The following is a 17,957-nucleotide window of genomic DNA, read 5'->3' on the forward strand; positions in this document are numbered from 1 at the left end:
TAAAGCGACGGTAAGTGAAAGAATGATGAACAACACGTTGAGACTGCCAGAAAGTGGGCTTTGGTAATAAAGAATAAAAAGAGATTTTTTATACAAATAGAGAATATAAACGGGCGCGATTTTTGCCTACGCTTTAATGAGACAAGCATTGAAAAGGAACTATTTTGATGAAATTCATGTTATTGCCCGCAGCGGTATTGCTGTGCTTTTCCGCTTCAATCCAGGCAGAAACGCAGCCCGAAGTAGACTGTAATAATGCGATGACCACGCCAGAGCTTAACGCCTGCGCGGAAAAAACGTTTAACGAAGCGGATAAAAAGCTGAATCAGGCCTATCAGGCGCTGATGAAGACGCTAAGCCAGCCGGATGAAGACGGACTTCCCTATTCCAAGGTAAAAAGCAACCTGCGTGAAGGGCAGCGGGCGTGGGTAACCTTCCGCCAAAAGGACTGCGATGCGGTGTTTGCGCTTCATTCCGGCGGTACGATACGCAGCGTGATGTACTGGGGCTGCATGACGGACAGAACGAGCAAGCGTACGGAGGAGCTAACGTCCTATATTTATAATGAGTAATGAAATTGCGAGGTTTGCCGTACGGGCATTGTCGTTTTTAATTGCTTCGCTAGAACCTTTGCGAGTTATCTCTGATGTGCGAAACATCCGGATTGACGTATCTTTGCTCAATAACCTCATAATAGGCGCAAACGGGCAGTGAGAAGGTTATACCACGATTGACGCTTATGACCGCGACCAGCGTTGAACGCTGGCTGGACTCCCCTGAATATGCCAACGCAATATGGGCCTTAGTCGACGTCAACGTAGCTCCCTGATGGGGGCGTTGAAAAGATTAGCCAGGTAGTTTTTAATCAATCCATACGAAGTGCACTTGTTAACCGCACAGAGGCAACCATGAATATAAGCCAAGTTGCAGAAAAAACAGGCTTAACCAGCAAAACGATCCGCTTCTATGAAGAGAAGGGGCTGATTACGCCGCCGAACCGTTCGCTGAACGGCTATCGGACCTACAACGCCCGCAGCGTTGAAGAACTGACGCTGCTTCGTCAGGCTCGCCAGGTGGGCTTTACGCTTGAGGAGTGTAAAGAGCTGCTGGCGCTGTTTCACAACGCCGAGCGGCGCAGCGCCGACGTTAAGGCGCGCACGCTGAAAAAGGTGGAGGATATCGATAAACACATTCGCGAACTGACCGAGATGCGCGAACGGCTAATGTCGCTGGCGAACCTCTGCCCCGGCGACGACGGCGCGGACTGCCCGATTATTGATAGTTTTACCGGCTGTTGCCACCATATAAAAGAAAAGTAGCCCACTTTCTATGTGGGCGCTATTCGATTCATTTATTTGTTAAGAGAGAGAATTTAATAATAAATTATCTCTCTCTTAAAGGTGCTGGAAAACATATCGTTTATGGTTAATGTTCCCGTTGTCCACAGGCCATTTTTGTCAAAGTTGTCGTATTCATATACATATCTGTCATCGCTGCTCCATCGGTATTCTTTAGATAAATAGCCTTCCTGAGTGTATTTCCATTTTCTTGTATATTTATAAATATCTCTTTCAGTTGGCTGATAGCCTTCTACAAAATATTCCTTGGGGTCTTTAACCATCAAATCGTTTCTGGATATACGCCCCTGAGCGTCGTAATGATACCGTAGGAAAAAGGGGATATTGGCGGGGTATTTTTCTATAAGTCTCCCGTTAGCGTCTAAGATACAGTCGTGCTTTGTGTTTTTTCTCAACTGCTCGCAATCTATTGTGTTTTCGTCAGTTAACGGTGCTGTCTCTATCTTATTTTTGAAATCAATAAGATTTTCATTGATCTTCAGACAGAAGCCATCATTGTCGTATTGCAGGCAGTCTCCTTTCTTTTCGAGTGAAATTAGGTGGGCCTCTTTCGCCAGAACCTGGTCTTTTTCTTTGCTGACTATAATGTAAGCATGAACGGTGACAAACTCTGGACTAAATAAAATCATTTGGCTGTTAACTTTTACGAGTAGTCCTTGCTTATCATAATCGACGATTTCTTTAGCTCTGATTTTATTATCTTTGTCAAAGTAAGTCGTGATGGTCTGTTTTACGCCATGACCGGCAGAGACAGACATTGGTTGAACCCTGAAAATTAAATCTGATATGTATATATTTATATTATCAATTTTATCGTTGAGCTCTTCGGCAGGGCCATTATTTTGAGCATAGGCCGGACATGTTATTAATCCGATGCAGAGAACTGTGGGCAGCCATTTTTTGGATATAAAATTAAACATCTCTTATTTTCCTTAACGTTTATCCTTCCCGTCTGACTGTATAGTAATCTACGATCCCTTATTTGAACATAGATATGCTCTGCTTGGTGACAGGAACCGTTCACGTGCGGAAGCGGCAAGATTCAACTCATGGTGCGTTAGGCATAGTTCTTTACGGGCGCCAGATGAGATGGGAGGGCCGAAATTTTTAGAAAAAACGCTACCCAAAAAAAATCCCGCTGTTATAATCATAAGGTTTGACCACAATCCTAGTAAATTTCATCACTCTGCTGACTTGTTGTACGCCCTTGGTCGTTTTACCAACGGGTGCGCGTTTTTCTGCGCCTGAAATAAAGCGTAGGATGATTAAAAGCGCAATAAATTCAAAGTGATGATGTTTACGCAACGTATTTATAATTAAATGCGGCCAGGTGGAATAACGAACAAACGGTTTTGCCGATAACTGACGATAAGTAAATACATACGGGGAAAAAGCAGTGACTAACCAATCGATAAGCCTTACGGAAAGTCAAAAAGTTCTGGTCGTCGAGGAGGCAAAAAGAAGAAAGTACGCCTATAAGGCCGTAATTGCATCCACGGTAGGGTACGCCATGGACGGGTTCGACCTTCTTATCCTTGGGTTTATCTTGAACGCCGTCGCACTGGGGCTGGGGCTGACCACCAGCGAAGCCGGTTCGCTGGTGACCTGGACGCTGGTCGGCGCGGTGATCGGCGGGCTGATATTCGGCGTTCTGAGCGACTACTTTGGCCGCGTGAAGGTGTTGACCTGGTCTATCGTCCTGTTTGCCGGCTTTACCGGCCTGTGCGCGCTGGCACAGGGGTACTGGGACCTGCTGATTTACCGCACCATCGCCGGTATCGGCCTTGGCGGCGAGTTCGGCATTGGTATGGCGCTGGCGGCTGAAGCCTGCCGCCCTAACGAGCGCGCCAGAATGTCCTCCTACGTCGGGCTTGGCTGGCAACTGGGCGTTCTCGCCGCTGCGCTGCTGACCCCGCTTTTGCTGCCGGTTATCGGCTGGCGCGGCATGTTCGCCGTCGGCGTGGTTCCCGCGTTGGCCTCTTTCGTTATTCGCCACTACATCGGCGAGCCGGAAATTTTCGTTAAAAAGCGCAAAGAGAAGCGCAAGAGTAATCCCTTTAAGGCGCTGGTCGCTGACGGGGAAGCTATTCGCGCCAGCATCGGCATCTCCATCCTGACGTCGGTTCAAAACTTCGGTTACTACGGCATCATGATCTGGATGCCTTCCTACCTGAGCAAGCAGTTCAACTATTCGCTGACCAAGTCCGCCATGTGGACCGCCGTCACCGTGGTCGGCATGGGCTTCGGCATCTGGCTGTTCGGCCAGCTGGCGGACCGCTTCGGGCGTCGTCCCATTTTCCTGCTGTACCAGGTCGGTGCGGCGCTGATGGTGCTTGCTTACTCACAGCTGACGGACCCGATGACGCTGCTGGTCGGCGGCGCGGTGATGGGCATGTTCGTTAACGGCATGATGGGCGGCTACGGCGCGCTGATATCAGAGGTGTACCCGACCGAGGCGCGCGCTACGGCGCAGAACGTTCTGTTCAACATTGGGCGCGGCATCGGCGGCCTGGGGCCCTTGGCGGTCGGCATGGTGGTATCGCTGTACTCTTTCCAAGTGGCGATTGCCATGCTGGCCTCGCTGTACGTGCTAGATATCCTGGCCACGCTGTTCCTTATCCCTGAGAAGGCGGGCAAGCCGCTGGAATAACGCAGGCTTTGCGCTAAGCTGTGGAATGCCGACCGAGGAATATTCGGTCGGCATTTTTGTATTCAGCAAAAAAAGTGGCTTCAGGCGAGGAAAAAGATCGGGGCGAAATAGATAAATTCTTTCATGACGGCGTTAAAACCGATCCTAGCCGGTCAAAGTTGACGTTTTGTGCGAAATTTTATCAGAATTTCCCGCTGACTCGTGTTAAAAGCCTTCGTTTATCATTGATATAAACCGGTCAATGTGTTTTGATGAAGGAATGGCGTTAATGGTTTTTTCCAGTCTTTAAGTGGAAAACAACTCTATAACGCTAAATTTTAATAAGAAAGCGGTCGAAACCGTCGTTTACGGACAGGGAAAGGTCATTTAGGAGCAGGTCGTATACTCGTCATACTTCAAGTTGCAGGTGCGTTGGCTGCGTTCGTTCACCCCAGTCACTTACTTATGTAAGCTCCTGGGGATTCTCTCACTTGCCGCGTGATTCGCCCCTACGGGACTCACCCTTGCAGGGCCAGCGCAAGCGCTGTTCAAAACGCCATAGGCGTTTTGTCCTGCAACTCGAATTATTTAGAGTATAGAACTTAAAACGTAGGGAGTAGCCGTGACAGAACGATTATTCGCCACAGTGGAGACGCTTGCCGGTAGTCAGCTCTTTTGGGTTGTCTTTTTTCTTCTCGTCGCGATTGGCCTGTTTATTTCCAATAAAGTCCGCATGGACGTCGTAGCGCTTCTTCTTATCGTCGTTTTCGTTATTAGCGATATTCTTACCGTACCCGAGGCCGTTTCAGGCTTCAGCGATCCCAACGTGATTCTGATTGCGCTGCTCTTCGTCATAGGCGAAGGGCTGGTGCGAACCGGCATTGCCTATCAGGTCGGCGACTGGCTGGTCAGAGTGGCCGGCAACAGCGAGGCTAAGCTGCTTATTTTGCTTATGCTGGCGGTGGCGAGCCTGGGCTCTGTGATGAGTTCTACCGGCGTGGTGGCGATTTTTATTCCCGTCGTAATGAGCGTGTCGTCGCGATTAAACCGAGCTCCCGGCAGATTGATGATGCCGCTGGCGTTTGCCGGGCTTATCAGCGGCATGATGACGCTGGTGGCGACGCCGCCCAACCTGGTGGTAAACAGCGAGATGGTGCGCTATGGCGTCGGCCAGTTCGACTTTTTCAGCTTTACGCCGATTGGCGTAGTCATCCTGCTGTTGGGTATCGGCTATATGCTTTTGGTACGGCGCTTTCTGGTCAAGCCCTCTCTGGATAAGCCCAAAGGGAGCGCCCGCCGCGCCATGCGCGATCTGATTCGCGAATATAAGCTCAGCGGCCGCGCCCGCCGCTTCTCCATTCGACCCGGTTCCCCGTTGATAGGCCGTACGCTGGACGAACTGCATCTTCGCTCCCGCTACAGCGCTAACGTGGTCGGCATCGAGCGGTGGCGCAAGTTCCGCCGCGTGATGATAAGCGCTTTCGCCTCAACCGAGCTGCGGGTTCACGATATCCTGCTGGTGGATATGCATGACCCCGACGTCGACGTTCGCCACTTCTGTACCGAAGAGCAGCTTGAACCGATGATACTGCGCGGCGAATACTTCTCCGAGCAGGCCCGCGAGGTCGGCATGGCGGAAGTGTCGCTTATTCCCGAGTCGGAATATATCGGCAAAACCCTGCGGCAGATGGCGTTTCGCACCCGCTACAGCCTGAACGTGATCGGCATTCGGCGGGGCGATAAGCTTATCGACAGCAATCAGCAGATAGATATCGAGCTCAAGATGGGCGATATGATGCTGGTCATCGGCGACTGGCGCCAGATTCGGATGCTGCAAAGCAACACCCGCGACTTTTTGGTGATGAACCTGCCGGCAGAAGTTGATGAGGTCGCGCCGTCCATCAGTCAAGCGCCTCATGCCGTGCTTTGCCTGTTCTTGATGATTTTCCTGATGGTGACGGATTTAGTGCCCAACGTGATTGCCGCGCTGCTGGCCTGCCTGCTGATGGGCAAATTTCGCTGTATCGACATGGAAAGCGCCTATAAGTCCATCCACTGGCCGACGCTGGTACTGATCGTCGGCATGCTACCCTTTGCGCACGCGCTGCAGAAAACCGGCGGTATTGACCTGGTCGTTCAGGGGCTGATGGAGGCCGTCGGCGACAGGGGGCCGCACGTGGTGCTAGCCAGCCTGTTTATCCTGAGCGCCGTTATCGGACTGTTTATTTCCAACACCGCCACGGCGGTGTTGATGGCGCCCATCGCCATCGGCGCCGCCAATCAAATGGGCGTTTCGGCGCTGCCGTTCGCCATGGTGGTAGCCGTCGCGGCCTCGGCGGCGTTTATGACGCCGGTCTCCTCCCCGGTTAACACCATGGTGCTGGGACCGGGGGGCTATAAGTTCAGCGACTTCATGCGTATAGGCATCCCGTTTACGCTGCTGGTGATGGTGGTAAGCGTGGTGATTATTCCAATTTTGTTTCCGTTTTGAGCCTTGACACCTAACCGACACACGTTGGTCATAAAACTGTCATTTCCTCCCTCTAAGCTTCTCCTGAGAATAAAAACATCAGGAGAAGATCATGAAAGTACGTTGGTTTGTTCCCGTTACGCTGGCAGTGGCGCCGCTGTTGTTACCGATAGCGGCGTCCGCGCTGACCGTTTATCCGCTCGATCGCGCGACGATGCTGGCCGGGGGCAAGTTTGACTTTAAGGTGGAGTTCGATGCTCAGGTGAAGCCTGAGCAGGTCCACATCCAGATTAACGGCAAGGACTACCGCGACGTATGGAAGCAGGACGGTGAGTTTATCGCTAATGAAGACGGCCTGAATGCCTCTTCTTTGGTGATAAAAGACGTCTCGCTGCCGACGGCGGGAGACTACCGCATTGACGTCAGCGCGGGCGATGACAAGGGTGCAGTGAGTTGGAGCATCTACCAAACGCCGACCACCCGTCAGGCTAAAAACGTCATTCTGTTTATCGGCGACGGCCTCTCCGTTGCGCACCGCACCGGCGCCCGAGTGCTTTCCAAAGGGATCACCGAAGGAAAGGCTAACGGGCGCTTGGCGATAGACGACTTGCCCAACATGGCCTTTATCGGCACCTCCAGCACCGACTCCATCGCGGCGGACAGCGCCAACACCATGAGCGCCTACATGACGGGCCACAAGTCCGGCGTCAACGCGCTGGGGGTGTACGTCAGCCGCGCGAAGGATTCGCTGAACCATCCGAAGCAGGAGACGCTGGGCGAGCTGATTAAGCGGACCACCAAGATGTCCGTCGGCATCGTTAGCGACGCCGAGCTTGAAGACGCCACGCCCGCGGCGGTGGTTGCCCACACGCGCCGCCGCGCCGATAAGGCCGAAATCGTGAAGATGTTCTACGACGTGAAGCCGGACGTTATGCTGGGCGGCGGCTCCGCCTACTTCCTGCCGTCCTCTACGCCGGGCTCAAAGCGTAAGGATGACGTGAACTACGTCGAACGCTTCAAGCAGGACGGCTATACGCTCGTGACCGATGCAGAATCGCTGAAAGCGCAGGGGCCAAGCGCAGATAAGCTCCTGGGACTGTTCCACACCGGCAATATGGACGACGTGCTGGACCGGCGCTTTTTGAAAAACGACGTCACCAAGAAATTCCCCAACCAGCCGGACCTGACCGACATGACCCAGACGGCGCTGGACGTGCTGTCTAAAAACGAGGATGGCTTTTTCCTGATGGTGGAGTCAGCGCTGATTGACAAGGCGTCCCACCCGCTGGACTGGGAGCGCGCCATCTATAACACCATCATGCTCGACCAGTCGGTTGAGATTGCCAAGAAGTTTGCCGAAAAGCACCCCGATACGCTGATTATCGTCACCGGCGACCACACACACGGCATTTCGATTATCGGCACGGTAGATGACGACAAGCCGGGTACGGACATGCGCGAGAAGGTGGGCGTATATGAAACGGCGGGCTACCCCAACTACGAGGATAAAAACGGCGACGGCTATCCGGATAAGGTGGACGTTTCCAGACGCTTAGCGGTGTTCTTCAACAACTATCCCGATCACTATGAAACTTTCCGACCCAAGCTGGACGGTCGCTTCGTGCCCGCTATTCAGAACGAGAAGGGCGAGTATATCGCTAACGCCGCCTACAAGGATATACCGGGCGCCGTGCTGCGCGTCGGCAACCTGCCGCGCAATGCCGACACCGGGGTTCACTCCGTTGACGACATGATAGTTCAGGCTGCGGGGCCGGGCGCAGAACGCATTCGCGGCTATATGGACAACACGGAACTGTTCCGGGTGATTGCGGAGTCGCTGTCTCTGGGGCACGGCCAGGGGGCCGGTCAAGGGAGTGCTCAGTAATGTTTAGTCTTGTTCAAAGCCGGATACGTTCCGGCTTTTTTTCTTACCAAACTGCCGCTAGGGCACTCTGTGTGCTGCTGCTTTTCGGCAGCTCGACGGTCAGCGCGGATTCACGTCAAACCCTAACGTTCGACGAGTTTTACAGCAAGGTCGGCGTTCTGGGGTTGGAGTTCTCCGATAGGGTGAAGTCGCTGGCAGGGAAGGAAATCGAGATTACCGGATTTATGGCGCCGCCGCTGAAGGCCGAGTCGCAGTTTTTCGTACTGACCAAAATGCCGATGGCCATGTGCCCGTTCTGTTCGTCAGACGCAGACTGGCCGGAAGACATTCTGGTGGTGTATCTAAGCCAAAGGCAAACCTTCGTGCAGAACAACGCCATGATCAAAGTGACCGGCGTTTTGGAGTACGGCTCGTGGCGAGATCCGCAAACGGGATTCGTCAGCCAGCTCCGCCTGCGCGAGGCGGGATTTAGTTCGCTTTAAGGGAGGGAACGGTGTCGGAACTGATAGTTAAAGGCTTAAAAGTGCATTTCAACGGCAGCGCCCAGCCAGCGCTGCATATCCCCTCGCTGACGGTGACTTCCGGTTCGCATATCGCCGTGACCGGCGCCTCAGGCAGCGGTAAAACCACGCTGGTTAACGCCGTTAGTGGCCTTGAGCGCAGCCCGGTAGGGCAGATTTTTTGGGATGGTCAAGACATTGGCGGCCTGTCTGAAAGCGTCAGAGACGACTGGCGGGCGCGGCACGTCGGCCTGATTATGCAGGACTTCCATCTGTACCCCGGCCTGAGCGCGATGGATAACGTCCTGCTGCCCACGCGCTTTCGCGCCTGGCGTACGCCTATTGGCCTAAAGGCACGGGCCAGCGCGCTGTTGGACCGGGTCGGGATATACAGAGAGAATCAGCCGGTAGATACGCTGTCCCGCGGAGAAAAGCAAAGGGTCGCTATCGCCAGAGCGCTGCTTTCCTCTCCGTCGATTCTTATTGCGGATGAACCCACCGCAAGTCTGGATGAGGAAAACGGCAGGCGCGTTATTCAGTTGCTCACCCAGTTTGCCAAAGAGGGGCGCTCTACGCTGATTTGCGTCACCCATGACGCGAGGCTTTCTTCTCGCATGCAGCGTGCCATCGTTTTGGAAAACGGCCGAGTGCAAAGCGATGTCAAAATGGAAAAAGCGACATGATACCTTTGAACATTATTTTTGCTGACTTAAAGCGCCTGTGGGGCGGCGCTCTGCTGCTGGTGCTGCTTATCGCCGCCGCCGTGGCGTTTAGCGTGGTGGTTAACCTTCAGGAGCGAGCGCTTAGAGAGGGTTCGGCCAGAGCGGCGGACAGGTTCGATCTGCTCGTCGGCGCGGCGGGTAGCGAAGCCCAACTGGTGCTGTCGAGCGTGTTCCTACAGCCTTCGCCGCTTCCCCTGCTGGACGGCCGCTATCTGGATGAAATTAAAAACAACCCTCTGGTCGAGTGGGCGGCTCCGCTGGCCTTTGGCGACACGTTCAAAGGCATGCCGATAGTCGGCACCGACGATGCGCTGTTTACCGGCCGCCGCATTAGCTACGCGCCGCGCCCGCTGCCGGACGATACGCTGGTTTTTCAGGGACAGCGCGACGCTATCGTCGGCGCTGCGACGGGGCTCGCCTTAGGCGATAAGATCGTGCCGCTGCACGGGCAGCAGGGCAGCGAGGGCGCGCACGTCCACGAAGAGGCGGGATATACGGTAACCGGCATTCTCGACCCTTCCAACGACGCCTGGGATAAAGCCATTATGGTGCCGATCGGCGCAGTGTGGGATATCCACCACGAGCACCATGATGATGAACACGAGCATGAGCATGCGGACGAGCCGGAGCATGAACATGAGCACCAAGCGTCGGGCCGGGTTTCCGCCGTAGTGGTCAAGCCCAAGAGCATTGCGGGCGCTTACCAGCTTCGGTCGCAGTACCGCAGCGGAGAAACGCTGGGCGTATTTCCCGGCGAAGTGCTGGCTCGCCTGTACGGCACGCTGGGAGACGCCCGTCAGGTTTTGGCCTGGGCTGCCGTTGGCACGCAGGCGCTGACTATTATCGCAATTTTAATGGTGATCGTTATTCATCTTGAGCAGCGCAAGCGTCAGCTGGGCGCGTTGAGAGCGTTCGGCGCGCCGCGTCGAGGCATCGTCGGCGTTGTCTGGGCGGGGCTGATGATTATCATGAGCGCAGGCATTGCGCTGGGCGTTGTGGTCGGCTATTTGGCCACGCTGTGGATTTCAGCGCGCTTTACCTCCCACTATGGCATGGCGCTGCCGGTAACGCTGCGGGTGGAAGACGGGATAAGGGCGCTGACGCTGTGGGGCGCGCTGGCGGTGATTCTGCTGCTCCCATCGCTTGTGACCTATCGCTATTCGCCGGCGCAGGCGCTGCGGGGCTGACTATCTGCGCGACCGGGAAGGGATTTCCGGCCGCGTGGCGATCACATCGGGCTGTCGCCGCTGATTTCATCAAGAGAAAGCTTAAAGCTCGGTACGAAGACCTTCATAAAGTAGTCCATCTCCGGGCTGTGGCGCAGCTTGAGGGTCTTTTCCAGTCGCTGCTTGGCCAGCTTGAACTCGTTATTGCCCGCCGACAGCTCCTCCAGGCTTTTCAGATAGGCGCACAGCGCGTCCGCCTGCTTGACGACCATCTTTTCGTCTTCGGTGTAGTAGCTGTCGTCCAGAATGGAGCGGAAGTCCTGTTGGAGCTCTTCTGGCAGCATCTCAATCAGCTTGAGCTGGGCGGTCTTCTCAATCTTTTTGTATTCGTGAGCAATCTGCGGGTTGTAATACTTGATGGGGGTCGGCATGTCGCCGGTCAGCACTTCGCTGGCGTCGTGATACATCGCCAACAGGGCCACCCGGTCAGGGCTGACGTTGCCGTTGAACCTGCGGTTTTTAATCACCGCCAGCGCGTGGGCGACGAAGGCCACCTGCAGGCTGTGTTCAGAGACGTTTTCAGTACGGACGTTGCGCATCAGCGGCCAGCGGCTTATCAACTTCAAGCGGGAGAGATAGGCGAAAAAATGGCTTTGGGGATGGCTCATGGCGACGTTACCTTTGACTGAAAGCGTGATGCGAAAAACAGGGATAGATTGTGGGCGGTTATGGCGCGCAGTGCAAATGGAATCGCCGCTTGAGATAAAAGAAAAGCCAGCAGGGCTAAACGTGATTGCCTAACGTATTGGCGGATTGATAGCTTCGATTTCCAAAAAGGCTGCGCCACTCTCTTTTTAGCTGTTCCAAACTTTGCGTAAATACGGGAAAAGATGCCTGAGAATTATCGTGCCAAAGCCGCTGTTTATCTTTGGTTGATAATGGAGCGTCAATGATTTCCATCAGCGCGTCAGACGAGAACTGGCCGTGCCGCTTTCGAAAAGCGATGAAGTTCGCCAGATCTTCCATTTCTTGCTTCAGGTAGCGCAGGCCCGTCGCCGTTTCGTGCGTGGCGGCAGTAAAGAGGTTTTCCATTCTTACAGCACAGCTCGCCTGTTCGGCGAAGGCGTTTCCTTCGAATAAGGCGGGTACGTTCTGGAATGTCCTCTCTATGTCGTCCAACGCCTTGATGGCTTGCGTTAGTCGTTCTTGAAGCCTTATCCATTCACGGCTTTGTTCGGGTGAACTCATACTGATATTTCCTATCCTTTTAACGACGCGCCAGCGGCCAACGGTGATTTTACTGGCGAAAGCAGATGAATGAAATGAATAAAGGGCGGCCTAAGCCGCCCTCTGAACCGGAACGATATTTCTTATTATTGTCAGGCTTGCTTATAGGTTTCGAGAAACTTCGCCAATCGACCGATGGCCATGTCCAGCTCGTCGACGCGCGGTAAGGTCACTATACGGACGTGGTCGGGGTAGGGCCAGTTAAAGCCGGTGCCCTGAACCAGCAGAACCTTTTGCTGTAGCAGCAGGTCGTGAACCATCTTCTGGTCGTTTGTGATGTTAAAGCGCTTGGCGTCGATTTTCGGGAACATGTACAGCGCGCCTTTGGGCTTAACGCAGGAGACGCCGGGAATGTCGTTGATCATCTCCCACGCGCGGTTGCGCTGTTCATACAGACGACCGCCGGGCTGGATAAATTCGTTGATGCTCTGATAGCCGCCGATCGCGGTTTGAATGGCGTGCTGCATCGGCACGTTGGCGCACAGGCGCATCGAGGCCAGCATTTCTAGCCCTTCAATGTAGCCCTTGGCGTGCTCTTTCGGCCCGCTCAGCACCATCCAGCCCTGACGGAAGCCGGCAACCCGATAAGTTTTGGACAGTCCGTTAAACGTGACGGTCAGCAGATCTGGCGCCAGTGCGGCGATGGAGTGGTGTTTGGCGTCATCGTACAGGATCTTGTCGTAGATCTCGTCGGCGAAAATAATCAGGTTGTGCTCGCGGGCGATTTCAACAATTTCCAGCAGCAGCTCTTTGCTGTAGACCGCGCCGGTCGGGTTGTTCGGGTTAATGATGACGATGCCGCGAGTGCGGGGCGTGATCTTTTTACGAATGTCGTTTAAGTCCGGGAACCAGTCAGACTCTTCGTCGCACATGTAGTGCACGGCGTTGCCGCCGGAAAGGGAAACGGCGGCAGTCCACAGCGGATAGTCGGGCGCCGGGATCAGCATTTCGTCACCCATGTTTAACAGCGCCTGCATGGCCTGAACGATAAGCTCCGACACGCCGTTGCCGATGTAGATATCCTCAACGGTGATGTCCATGATGCCCTGAGCCTGATAGTGCTGCATGATGGCCTTGCGAGCGGAATAAAGCCCCTTGGAGTCGCTATAGCCCTGGGCGGTAGGCAGATTGCGAATGACGTCGACCAGAATTTCGTCCGGCGCTTCAAAGCCGAAGGGGGCCGGGTTGCCGATGTTGAGCTTGAGGATCTTGTTGCCTTCTTCTTCCAGACGCTTGGCCTCTTTCAGTACCGGGCCGCGGATGTCATAGCAGACGTTTTCCAGCTTGCGGGACTTTTCAATCGTGCCGGTGCGCTGCTGAGTCTCGGCTGCGCTGGTTGTGGGAAGAAGGTGGCCGTTTGCTGCGGCGTCCAGCATAGCGTCAACCAACGGATTGCGTTCTTTTTCCTCAGACGGATTGTCGTTCGCTGCGACGATAATGCCGGCGTTTTCCGACACCAGGCGCATGGTCGCGCCGGTAGAAAAGGCGGGCGCCGCGTCCAGCAGCTCTTTCTTTAAACGCAGGGCCTGAGAATTGCCGCTTTTAAACGACGTCAGATCGATCCATTCGTTAGTTGAGTCTGTCATGCTATACCGCCTCTTTTTTGTATATCCATGCTGGGTTAATTTGTATATCGCGTGATGCTACTCTTGGATATACCCATTGGCAAGCTAATTCTTGTTCGCTATGCGCTATTTTTCATCAGGCCGGGCCGCAGGCGAGGGGAACCATTTGGCCAGCGATAGAACCGCATCCGCCTTCGGAGGCTTGATTACAGCCGGTAAGGAGTAGAACGCAGATAAACAGCGTTGAAGCCGTAAGGCGTTTCAGATTTGGCATGATTGTCTTCCCTGTACGTGGTGAATGAGGGAAAACGATGCGTCAGGAGCGTGAAGGCAGGATGAAGCGTTTAAAAATAAATCCCCGCCGGCGAGAACCGCCGACGGGACTTGCAGAGGGCATCAGGCTTTAGAAAGGACGCCCTCTTCAGGCTTTTTTGCCGGAATGAGGAACGCCAGCGCCAGAATAATCGCCGTTGGCAGCACCCACGCCATGCCCTGATCGGACAGCGGCATATACGCCGTTTGCTTATCCAACAGCCACTTGATGGCGTCAACCTTTTGCAGCGGTGCGATGCTGCGCATGCCGTCCAGCAGGCTGAAGATGAGCGCTACGCCCATTACGGTGCGGAAAGCGGCTTTGGGGTTCGGCAGCCAGGGGCGAATAAAGGTGAGCGCCACCAGCGCGATAGCCAGAGGGTACAGCGCCAGAAGCACCGGTATCGACAGTGCGATAAGCTGGCTTAGGCCGACGTTGGCGACCAGCGCGCAGATAATGCTCAGAACTACCACCCACTGGCGATAGCGCAGCGGCGTCAGGGTTGAGAAGTAGTCGGCGCAGGCGCTGATAAGGCCGACGGCGGTCGTCAGACAGGCAAGCAGAACCACGCCCGACAGGATCCACTGCCCCGGCTGGCCAAACAGCGCCTGAACGTAGGCTGCCAGTACGACGCCGCCGTTGTCCGCGCCCGCGGCGACGGTCGAAGAAGTGGCGCCTAACCAGAAGAGGGAAACGTAGACAAAGGCCAGGCCGGCGGCCGCAATGAGGCCTGCAATGACCAAATACTTGTAGGTGGCTTTCGGATCGGTAACGCCTTTGCCGCGAAGTACGTCAACCAGAAGCATGCCGAACATCAGCGCGGCAAACGTATCCATCGTGTTATAGCCGCCGATGAAACCTTTGGTGAACGCGGTGTCTCTGTAGCTTTCCACCGGTGCGGTCAGGGCGCCCTGAGGGGCGACGAGAACGCCAATCGCCAGGCAGATAAGCAAAAAAAACAGCGCGGGGGTCAGTATTTTGCCGATATTGTCGATAAGCTTGCCGCGGCTCCAGGAGAAAATCAGCGCTGCGGCGAAAAACAGCGTCGTGACCAGCGCCTGAGTTTTGTCCAGCGCGATACCTGAAAACAGTTCCAGGCTATTGTCGCCTTCGAACGTACCGACCAGCGGCTTGATAGCCATTTCATAAGCGACCAGGCCGGTACGCGGCGTGGCGAAAGCAGGGCCGATGATAATAAACAGCAGAACGGCGGCGAAGGTGCCGGTTCCTTTGGGCAGATCGGTGGTCATTGACGGCAGGCCGCCGCCGACGCGGGCAACGGCGATGATGGAGATAAGCGGCAGGCCTACGGCGGTCAGCAGAAAGCCCGACATGGCGGACAGCACGTTAGTGCCGGCCAGCTGTCCTTCCAGCGGAGGGAAGATAATGTTCCCTGCGCCCAAAAAGAAAGCGAAGGTCATCAAGCCCAGGCCAATCGTATCGGCTCGGCTTAAACGCTGGTTCATATGTAGTTCCTTGTTTTTAATTCGGCAGGCCGAGCGCAGAGGCAAAATCGCCGTCGAACCTACTTGGCCTTTTAATTATTTCTTTCGGCCGTTCGCTGGTTGGAAATGCGCTTCAAATAAACGATAACCATTATCGTTATAAATACAGAAAGCGAACGAAGACCGCACGAGGGGGATAGTCCACGATTGGCGCGCATTACGCAAGGGTTGTAGCATAAAATATGAAGATATTCGGTGCTGAATCCAAAAAACTGGTTTTAGTCACTATATATTTCTATATCACTGGTGTTTATATCTAAAGAAACCGTTTTTTTCTCTTCAGGCCTCCGGGTTTTTTCTTAAAAAGCCTTGTGAGCCTTAGCTAAACGGCGCTTTTATGAGCGTTTTAAGATTTGAGTATTGCATGATCTACTCCTATATAGGTAGCGGGAAATCAGCGTATTATCGACCGCTTCAACCATGCTCTATTGCGACGCTGTTTCACGTGAGAATAAGAAAGCAGCCCACAATAAATGCGATATAGCCTCATTTCAGCACTAGGCTTTTGCGCTTAGCCTGACGGTAGGATATATATGGTAGTCTTAAGCGTAGCCTATGGGCGCCGTTGTTAAGTTACTTGGTTAAGTTATTGATAGATAGCCGCTGAAGAAGGCCATGGAGAAATAAAGAGCCAGACTATGGTACACATAAAACGTTCTATTCCTAATCTTGAGCTGGACTTACTGCGGACCTTCGTCGCCGTTGCAGAGGGTAACAGCTTTGCCGCTGCCGCTGAATCCGTACATCGCACTCAGTCCGCCGTCAGCCAGCAGATGCAGCGGCTGGAACTGTTGATTGGCAAAGAGTTGTTTAGCCGCAGCGGCCGTAATAAGGCGCTGACTGAACACGGTGTGAAGATGCTCGGCTATGCGCGGCGCATTCTGCGCCTGAATGACGAAGCCTGCCTTTCCCTCATGTATGACGACGTGGACGGCGTGTTGCGCATAGGCTCGCCCGACGACACCGCGGATACGATCCTCCCCGAGCTGCTTTCCCGTTTTTCAAAAGCCTATCCCAGGCTCGCCATCGAAATTGTCGTTAAGCGCAGCCCTTTCCTGATGGACATGCTGAAAAACGACGACGTCGATATGGCCATTTCTACCGTTGAAAGCGTCGACTATCCCAGTCTGGTGCTGAGGGCTTCTCCGTCGCTGTGGTTTTGCGGCCTGAACTATGAATTTAATCTCGATGAGCCTCTGCCGCTAGTGTCGTTGGATGAGCCCAGTACCTACCGCAATATGGCGATTAATCATCTTGACCAAGCGGGGATCCCCTGGCGGATTGCCTACGTGGCGACGACGCTTTCCGGCGCGAGAGCGGCGGTCGTGGCGGGGCTTGGCGTCATGGCGCGTTCGATTGAGCTTCTGGGCGACGATTTGCGCGTGCTGGGGGAGGCGGAAGGGCTGCCGAGGCTGCCGGATATCAAGTTCAATTTGTACATGCGGCGCAACAGCCCGCAGAAGGCTGCGAAGGTGCTGTTTGAATCGCTATTAGGGGAAAATAATCAGGTAGGGACGCCGCGCAGATAGGTTTTATCAAATCGGAGGCGTGTAATGACAAATTTTTCAGGCATTTTTCCTTATCTCGTTTCGCCTGTAGACAACCAAAGCGGCAAGGTTCTTGAGCGTTCGCTGCGCAGATTGGTCGAGCACCTTATCAACAGCGGCGTGCACGGGCTTAGCCCGCTGGGAAGCACCGGTGAGTTCGCCTACCTCTCCACCGCACAGCGCGAAGAGATTGTCCGCATCGTGTTGGATCAAACCGCCGGTCGAGTACCCGTGCTTGCCGGCGTTGCGGCATTTTCCACCCGAGAAGCGCAGGAGCAGGCCGAACGCTACGCGCGCTTGGGCGTAGACGGCTTGGTATTAATTATGCAGAAGATGTTTCCGGTCTCTCCCCAAGGCCAAACGCGCTTTTTTGCTGACGTGGCCGAAGCGCTGCCGGACGTCTCAATGACGCTCTATACCAACCCTGGCCTGCTGGGTGGGGATATACCGATGGACGTGCTGGACGACCTTAGTCACGTTAAGAATATTGAATATATAAAAGATGCATCCGGCAATACCGGCCGTATTCTGACCATGATTAACCGCTTTGGGGATCGCATGAGAGTGTTTAGCGCCTCAGCGCATATTCCTCTGATGGTGTTTAAGCTTGGCGGCGTCGGCTGGATGGCGGGCCCCGCCTGCGTAATGCCAAAGCAGTGCGTAGAGCTCTACAACCTGGCTCAGGTCGACGACTGGGACAGGGCGCTGGAGAAGCAAAAAAGCATGTGGCGGATTAATGAAGCGTTTACCAAATATGCGCTGGCCGCCTGCATTAAGGGCGCATTGAATATCCAGGGCTTTGAGGTGGGCTCACCCATCGCGCCCCAGCAGCCCTTAAGCGCTGAGGCGATGAATGAGCTTAGGGCCATTTTGGCTGACCTGTAGCGCAATACCTACATCCCGTGTTCTATCTCAACCCGTGCAGCGGGTTTACGTTGCCGTCTATGACGGCAACGCTTTCATCAATTGTACGGTCGTTGCTTGAGGAAAACGTTCCGACAGTAAGGTCG

Annotated in this window: 16 protein-coding genes; 10 read left to right on the forward strand and 6 right to left on the reverse strand. The window is 54.4% G+C overall.

The window, feature by feature from the left end:
• Positions 1-167: 167 nt before the first annotated feature.
• The gene (locus G544_RS0109275) at positions 168-572 is read left to right on the forward strand and encodes a lysozyme inhibitor LprI family protein (protein WP_027274340.1); all 405 of its coding nucleotides are present in this window, start codon (positions 168-170) and stop codon (positions 570-572) included.
• Positions 573-908: 336 nt separating this feature from the next.
• Positions 909-1,319 (forward strand): Cu(I)-responsive transcriptional regulator, encoded by a 411-nt coding sequence (cueR, locus tag G544_RS0109280; RefSeq protein ID WP_027274341.1) that lies wholly within the window; start codon positions 909-911, stop codon positions 1,317-1,319.
• A 53-nt stretch (positions 1,320-1,372) separates the two neighbouring features.
• On the opposite strand, the gene G544_RS0109285 is transcribed toward cueR, so the two are convergent.
• Entirely contained in the window at positions 1,373-2,278 is a 906-nt protein-coding gene (locus G544_RS0109285) for a hypothetical protein (RefSeq protein WP_027274342.1), read from the reverse strand.
• 590 nt (positions 2,279-2,868) lie between these two features.
• Between G544_RS0109285 and G544_RS0109290 the strand changes: the two genes are divergently transcribed.
• The 6 genes from G544_RS0109290 (at position 2,869) to G544_RS0109320 (ending at position 10,751) form a co-directional block, all read left to right on the forward strand.
• Positions 2,869-4,008: an MFS transporter gene (locus G544_RS0109290; RefSeq protein ID WP_051155687.1), complete on the forward strand. Its 1,140-nt coding sequence runs from the start codon at positions 2,869-2,871 to the stop codon at positions 4,006-4,008.
• A 625-nt stretch (positions 4,009-4,633) separates the two neighbouring features.
• A complete protein-coding gene (locus tag G544_RS0109300; protein ID WP_036023761.1) occupies positions 4,634-6,478 on the forward strand; it encodes an SLC13 family permease in 1,845 nt (614 codons plus the stop codon).
• 91 nt (positions 6,479-6,569) lie between these two features.
• Positions 6,570-8,342 (forward strand): alkaline phosphatase, encoded by a 1,773-nt coding sequence (locus G544_RS0109305; protein ID WP_027274345.1) that lies wholly within the window; start codon positions 6,570-6,572, stop codon positions 8,340-8,342.
• 71 nt (positions 8,343-8,413) lie between these two features.
• Positions 8,414-8,824 carry a hypothetical protein gene (locus tag G544_RS0109310; protein ID WP_245614564.1) on the forward strand — a complete coding sequence of 137 codons (411 nt, stop codon included), beginning with the start codon at positions 8,414-8,416 and terminating at the stop codon, positions 8,822-8,824.
• Positions 8,825-8,835: 11 nt separating this feature from the next.
• Positions 8,836-9,525, forward strand: coding sequence for an ABC transporter ATP-binding protein (locus G544_RS0109315; protein WP_027274347.1), 690 nt, complete (start codon positions 8,836-8,838; stop codon positions 9,523-9,525).
• Positions 9,522-10,751, forward strand: a complete 1,230-nt coding sequence (locus tag G544_RS0109320) for an ABC transporter permease (protein WP_027274348.1) — start codon at positions 9,522-9,524, stop codon at positions 10,749-10,751. Before G544_RS0109315 ends, G544_RS0109320 begins: the two co-directional genes overlap by 4 nt.
• A 41-nt stretch (positions 10,752-10,792) precedes the next feature.
• Here the strand turns inward: G544_RS0109320 and yfbR are convergent, their stop codons facing one another.
• From yfbR to brnQ, 5 genes are all read right to left on the reverse strand, one after another.
• Positions 10,793-11,398, reverse strand: coding sequence for a 5'-deoxynucleotidase (gene yfbR, locus G544_RS0109325; protein WP_027274349.1), 606 nt, complete (start codon positions 11,396-11,398; stop codon positions 10,793-10,795).
• Between the two features lie 115 nt (positions 11,399-11,513).
• The gene (locus G544_RS0109330; protein ID WP_134389007.1) at positions 11,514-11,978 is read right to left on the reverse strand and encodes a hypothetical protein; all 465 of its coding nucleotides are present in this window, start codon (positions 11,976-11,978) and stop codon (positions 11,514-11,516) included.
• A 131-nt stretch (positions 11,979-12,109) separates the two neighbouring features.
• Complete coding sequence (locus G544_RS0109335; protein ID WP_245614565.1) at positions 12,110-13,603, reverse strand: pyridoxal phosphate-dependent aminotransferase; 1,494 nt, start codon at positions 13,601-13,603, stop codon at positions 12,110-12,112.
• A 115-nt stretch (positions 13,604-13,718) separates the two neighbouring features.
• Positions 13,719-13,856 carry a hypothetical protein gene (locus G544_RS22160; RefSeq protein WP_154656328.1) on the reverse strand — a complete coding sequence of 46 codons (138 nt, stop codon included), beginning with the start codon at positions 13,854-13,856 and terminating at the stop codon, positions 13,719-13,721.
• 122 nt (positions 13,857-13,978) lie between these two features.
• Positions 13,979-15,361 (reverse strand): branched-chain amino acid transport system II carrier protein, encoded by a 1,383-nt coding sequence (brnQ, locus tag G544_RS0109345; protein ID WP_027274352.1) that lies wholly within the window; start codon positions 15,359-15,361, stop codon positions 13,979-13,981.
• 677 nt (positions 15,362-16,038) lie between these two features.
• Between brnQ and G544_RS0109350 the strand changes: the two genes are divergently transcribed.
• Both G544_RS0109350 and G544_RS0109355 read left to right on the forward strand, forming a co-directional pair.
• Positions 16,039-16,929, forward strand: a complete 891-nt coding sequence (locus G544_RS0109350) for a LysR family transcriptional regulator (RefSeq protein WP_027274353.1) — start codon at positions 16,039-16,041, stop codon at positions 16,927-16,929.
• A 24-nt stretch (positions 16,930-16,953) separates the two neighbouring features.
• Positions 16,954-17,832: a dihydrodipicolinate synthase family protein gene (locus G544_RS0109355; RefSeq protein WP_027274354.1), complete on the forward strand. Its 879-nt coding sequence runs from the start codon at positions 16,954-16,956 to the stop codon at positions 17,830-17,832.
• Positions 17,833-17,957: the final 125 nt, after the last annotated feature.

Origin of the sequence: Leminorella grimontii ATCC 33999 = DSM 5078, from assembly GCF_000439085.1 — a bacterium.
Classification (GTDB): domain Bacteria; phylum Pseudomonadota; class Gammaproteobacteria; order Enterobacterales; family Enterobacteriaceae; genus Leminorella; species Leminorella grimontii.

What these genes read in the sequence shown, in the direction of transcription:
- G544_RS0109305 (WP_027274345.1), top strand. Translation starts at nt 6,570, where the DNA reads ATGAAAGTACGTTGGTTTGTTCCCGTTACGCTGGCAGTGGCGCCGCTG.
- G544_RS0109335 (WP_245614565.1), bottom strand. Translation starts at nt 13,603, where the DNA reads ATGACAGACTCAACTAACGAATGGATCGATCTGACGTCGTTTAAAAGC.
- G544_RS0109355 (WP_027274354.1), top strand. Translation starts at nt 16,954, where the DNA reads ATGACAAATTTTTCAGGCATTTTTCCTTATCTCGTTTCGCCTGTAGAC.
- cueR (WP_027274341.1), top strand. Translation starts at nt 909, where the DNA reads ATGAATATAAGCCAAGTTGCAGAAAAAACAGGCTTAACCAGCAAAACG.
- G544_RS0109275 (WP_027274340.1), top strand. Translation starts at nt 168, where the DNA reads ATGAAATTCATGTTATTGCCCGCAGCGGTATTGCTGTGCTTTTCCGCT.
- G544_RS22160 (WP_154656328.1), bottom strand. Translation starts at nt 13,856, where the DNA reads ATGCCAAATCTGAAACGCCTTACGGCTTCAACGCTGTTTATCTGCGTT.
- G544_RS0109330 (WP_134389007.1), bottom strand. Translation starts at nt 11,978, where the DNA reads ATGAGTTCACCCGAACAAAGCCGTGAATGGATAAGGCTTCAAGAACGA.
- G544_RS0109350 (WP_027274353.1), top strand. Translation starts at nt 16,039, where the DNA reads ATGGTACACATAAAACGTTCTATTCCTAATCTTGAGCTGGACTTACTG.
- G544_RS0109285 (WP_027274342.1), bottom strand. Translation starts at nt 2,278, where the DNA reads ATGTTTAATTTTATATCCAAAAAATGGCTGCCCACAGTTCTCTGCATC.
- yfbR (WP_027274349.1), bottom strand. Translation starts at nt 11,398, where the DNA reads ATGAGCCATCCCCAAAGCCATTTTTTCGCCTATCTCTCCCGCTTGAAG.
- G544_RS0109320 (WP_027274348.1), top strand. Translation starts at nt 9,522, where the DNA reads ATGATACCTTTGAACATTATTTTTGCTGACTTAAAGCGCCTGTGGGGC.
- G544_RS0109290 (WP_051155687.1), top strand. Translation starts at nt 2,869, where the DNA reads ATGGACGGGTTCGACCTTCTTATCCTTGGGTTTATCTTGAACGCCGTC.
- brnQ (WP_027274352.1), bottom strand. Translation starts at nt 15,361, where the DNA reads ATGAACCAGCGTTTAAGCCGAGCCGATACGATTGGCCTGGGCTTGATG.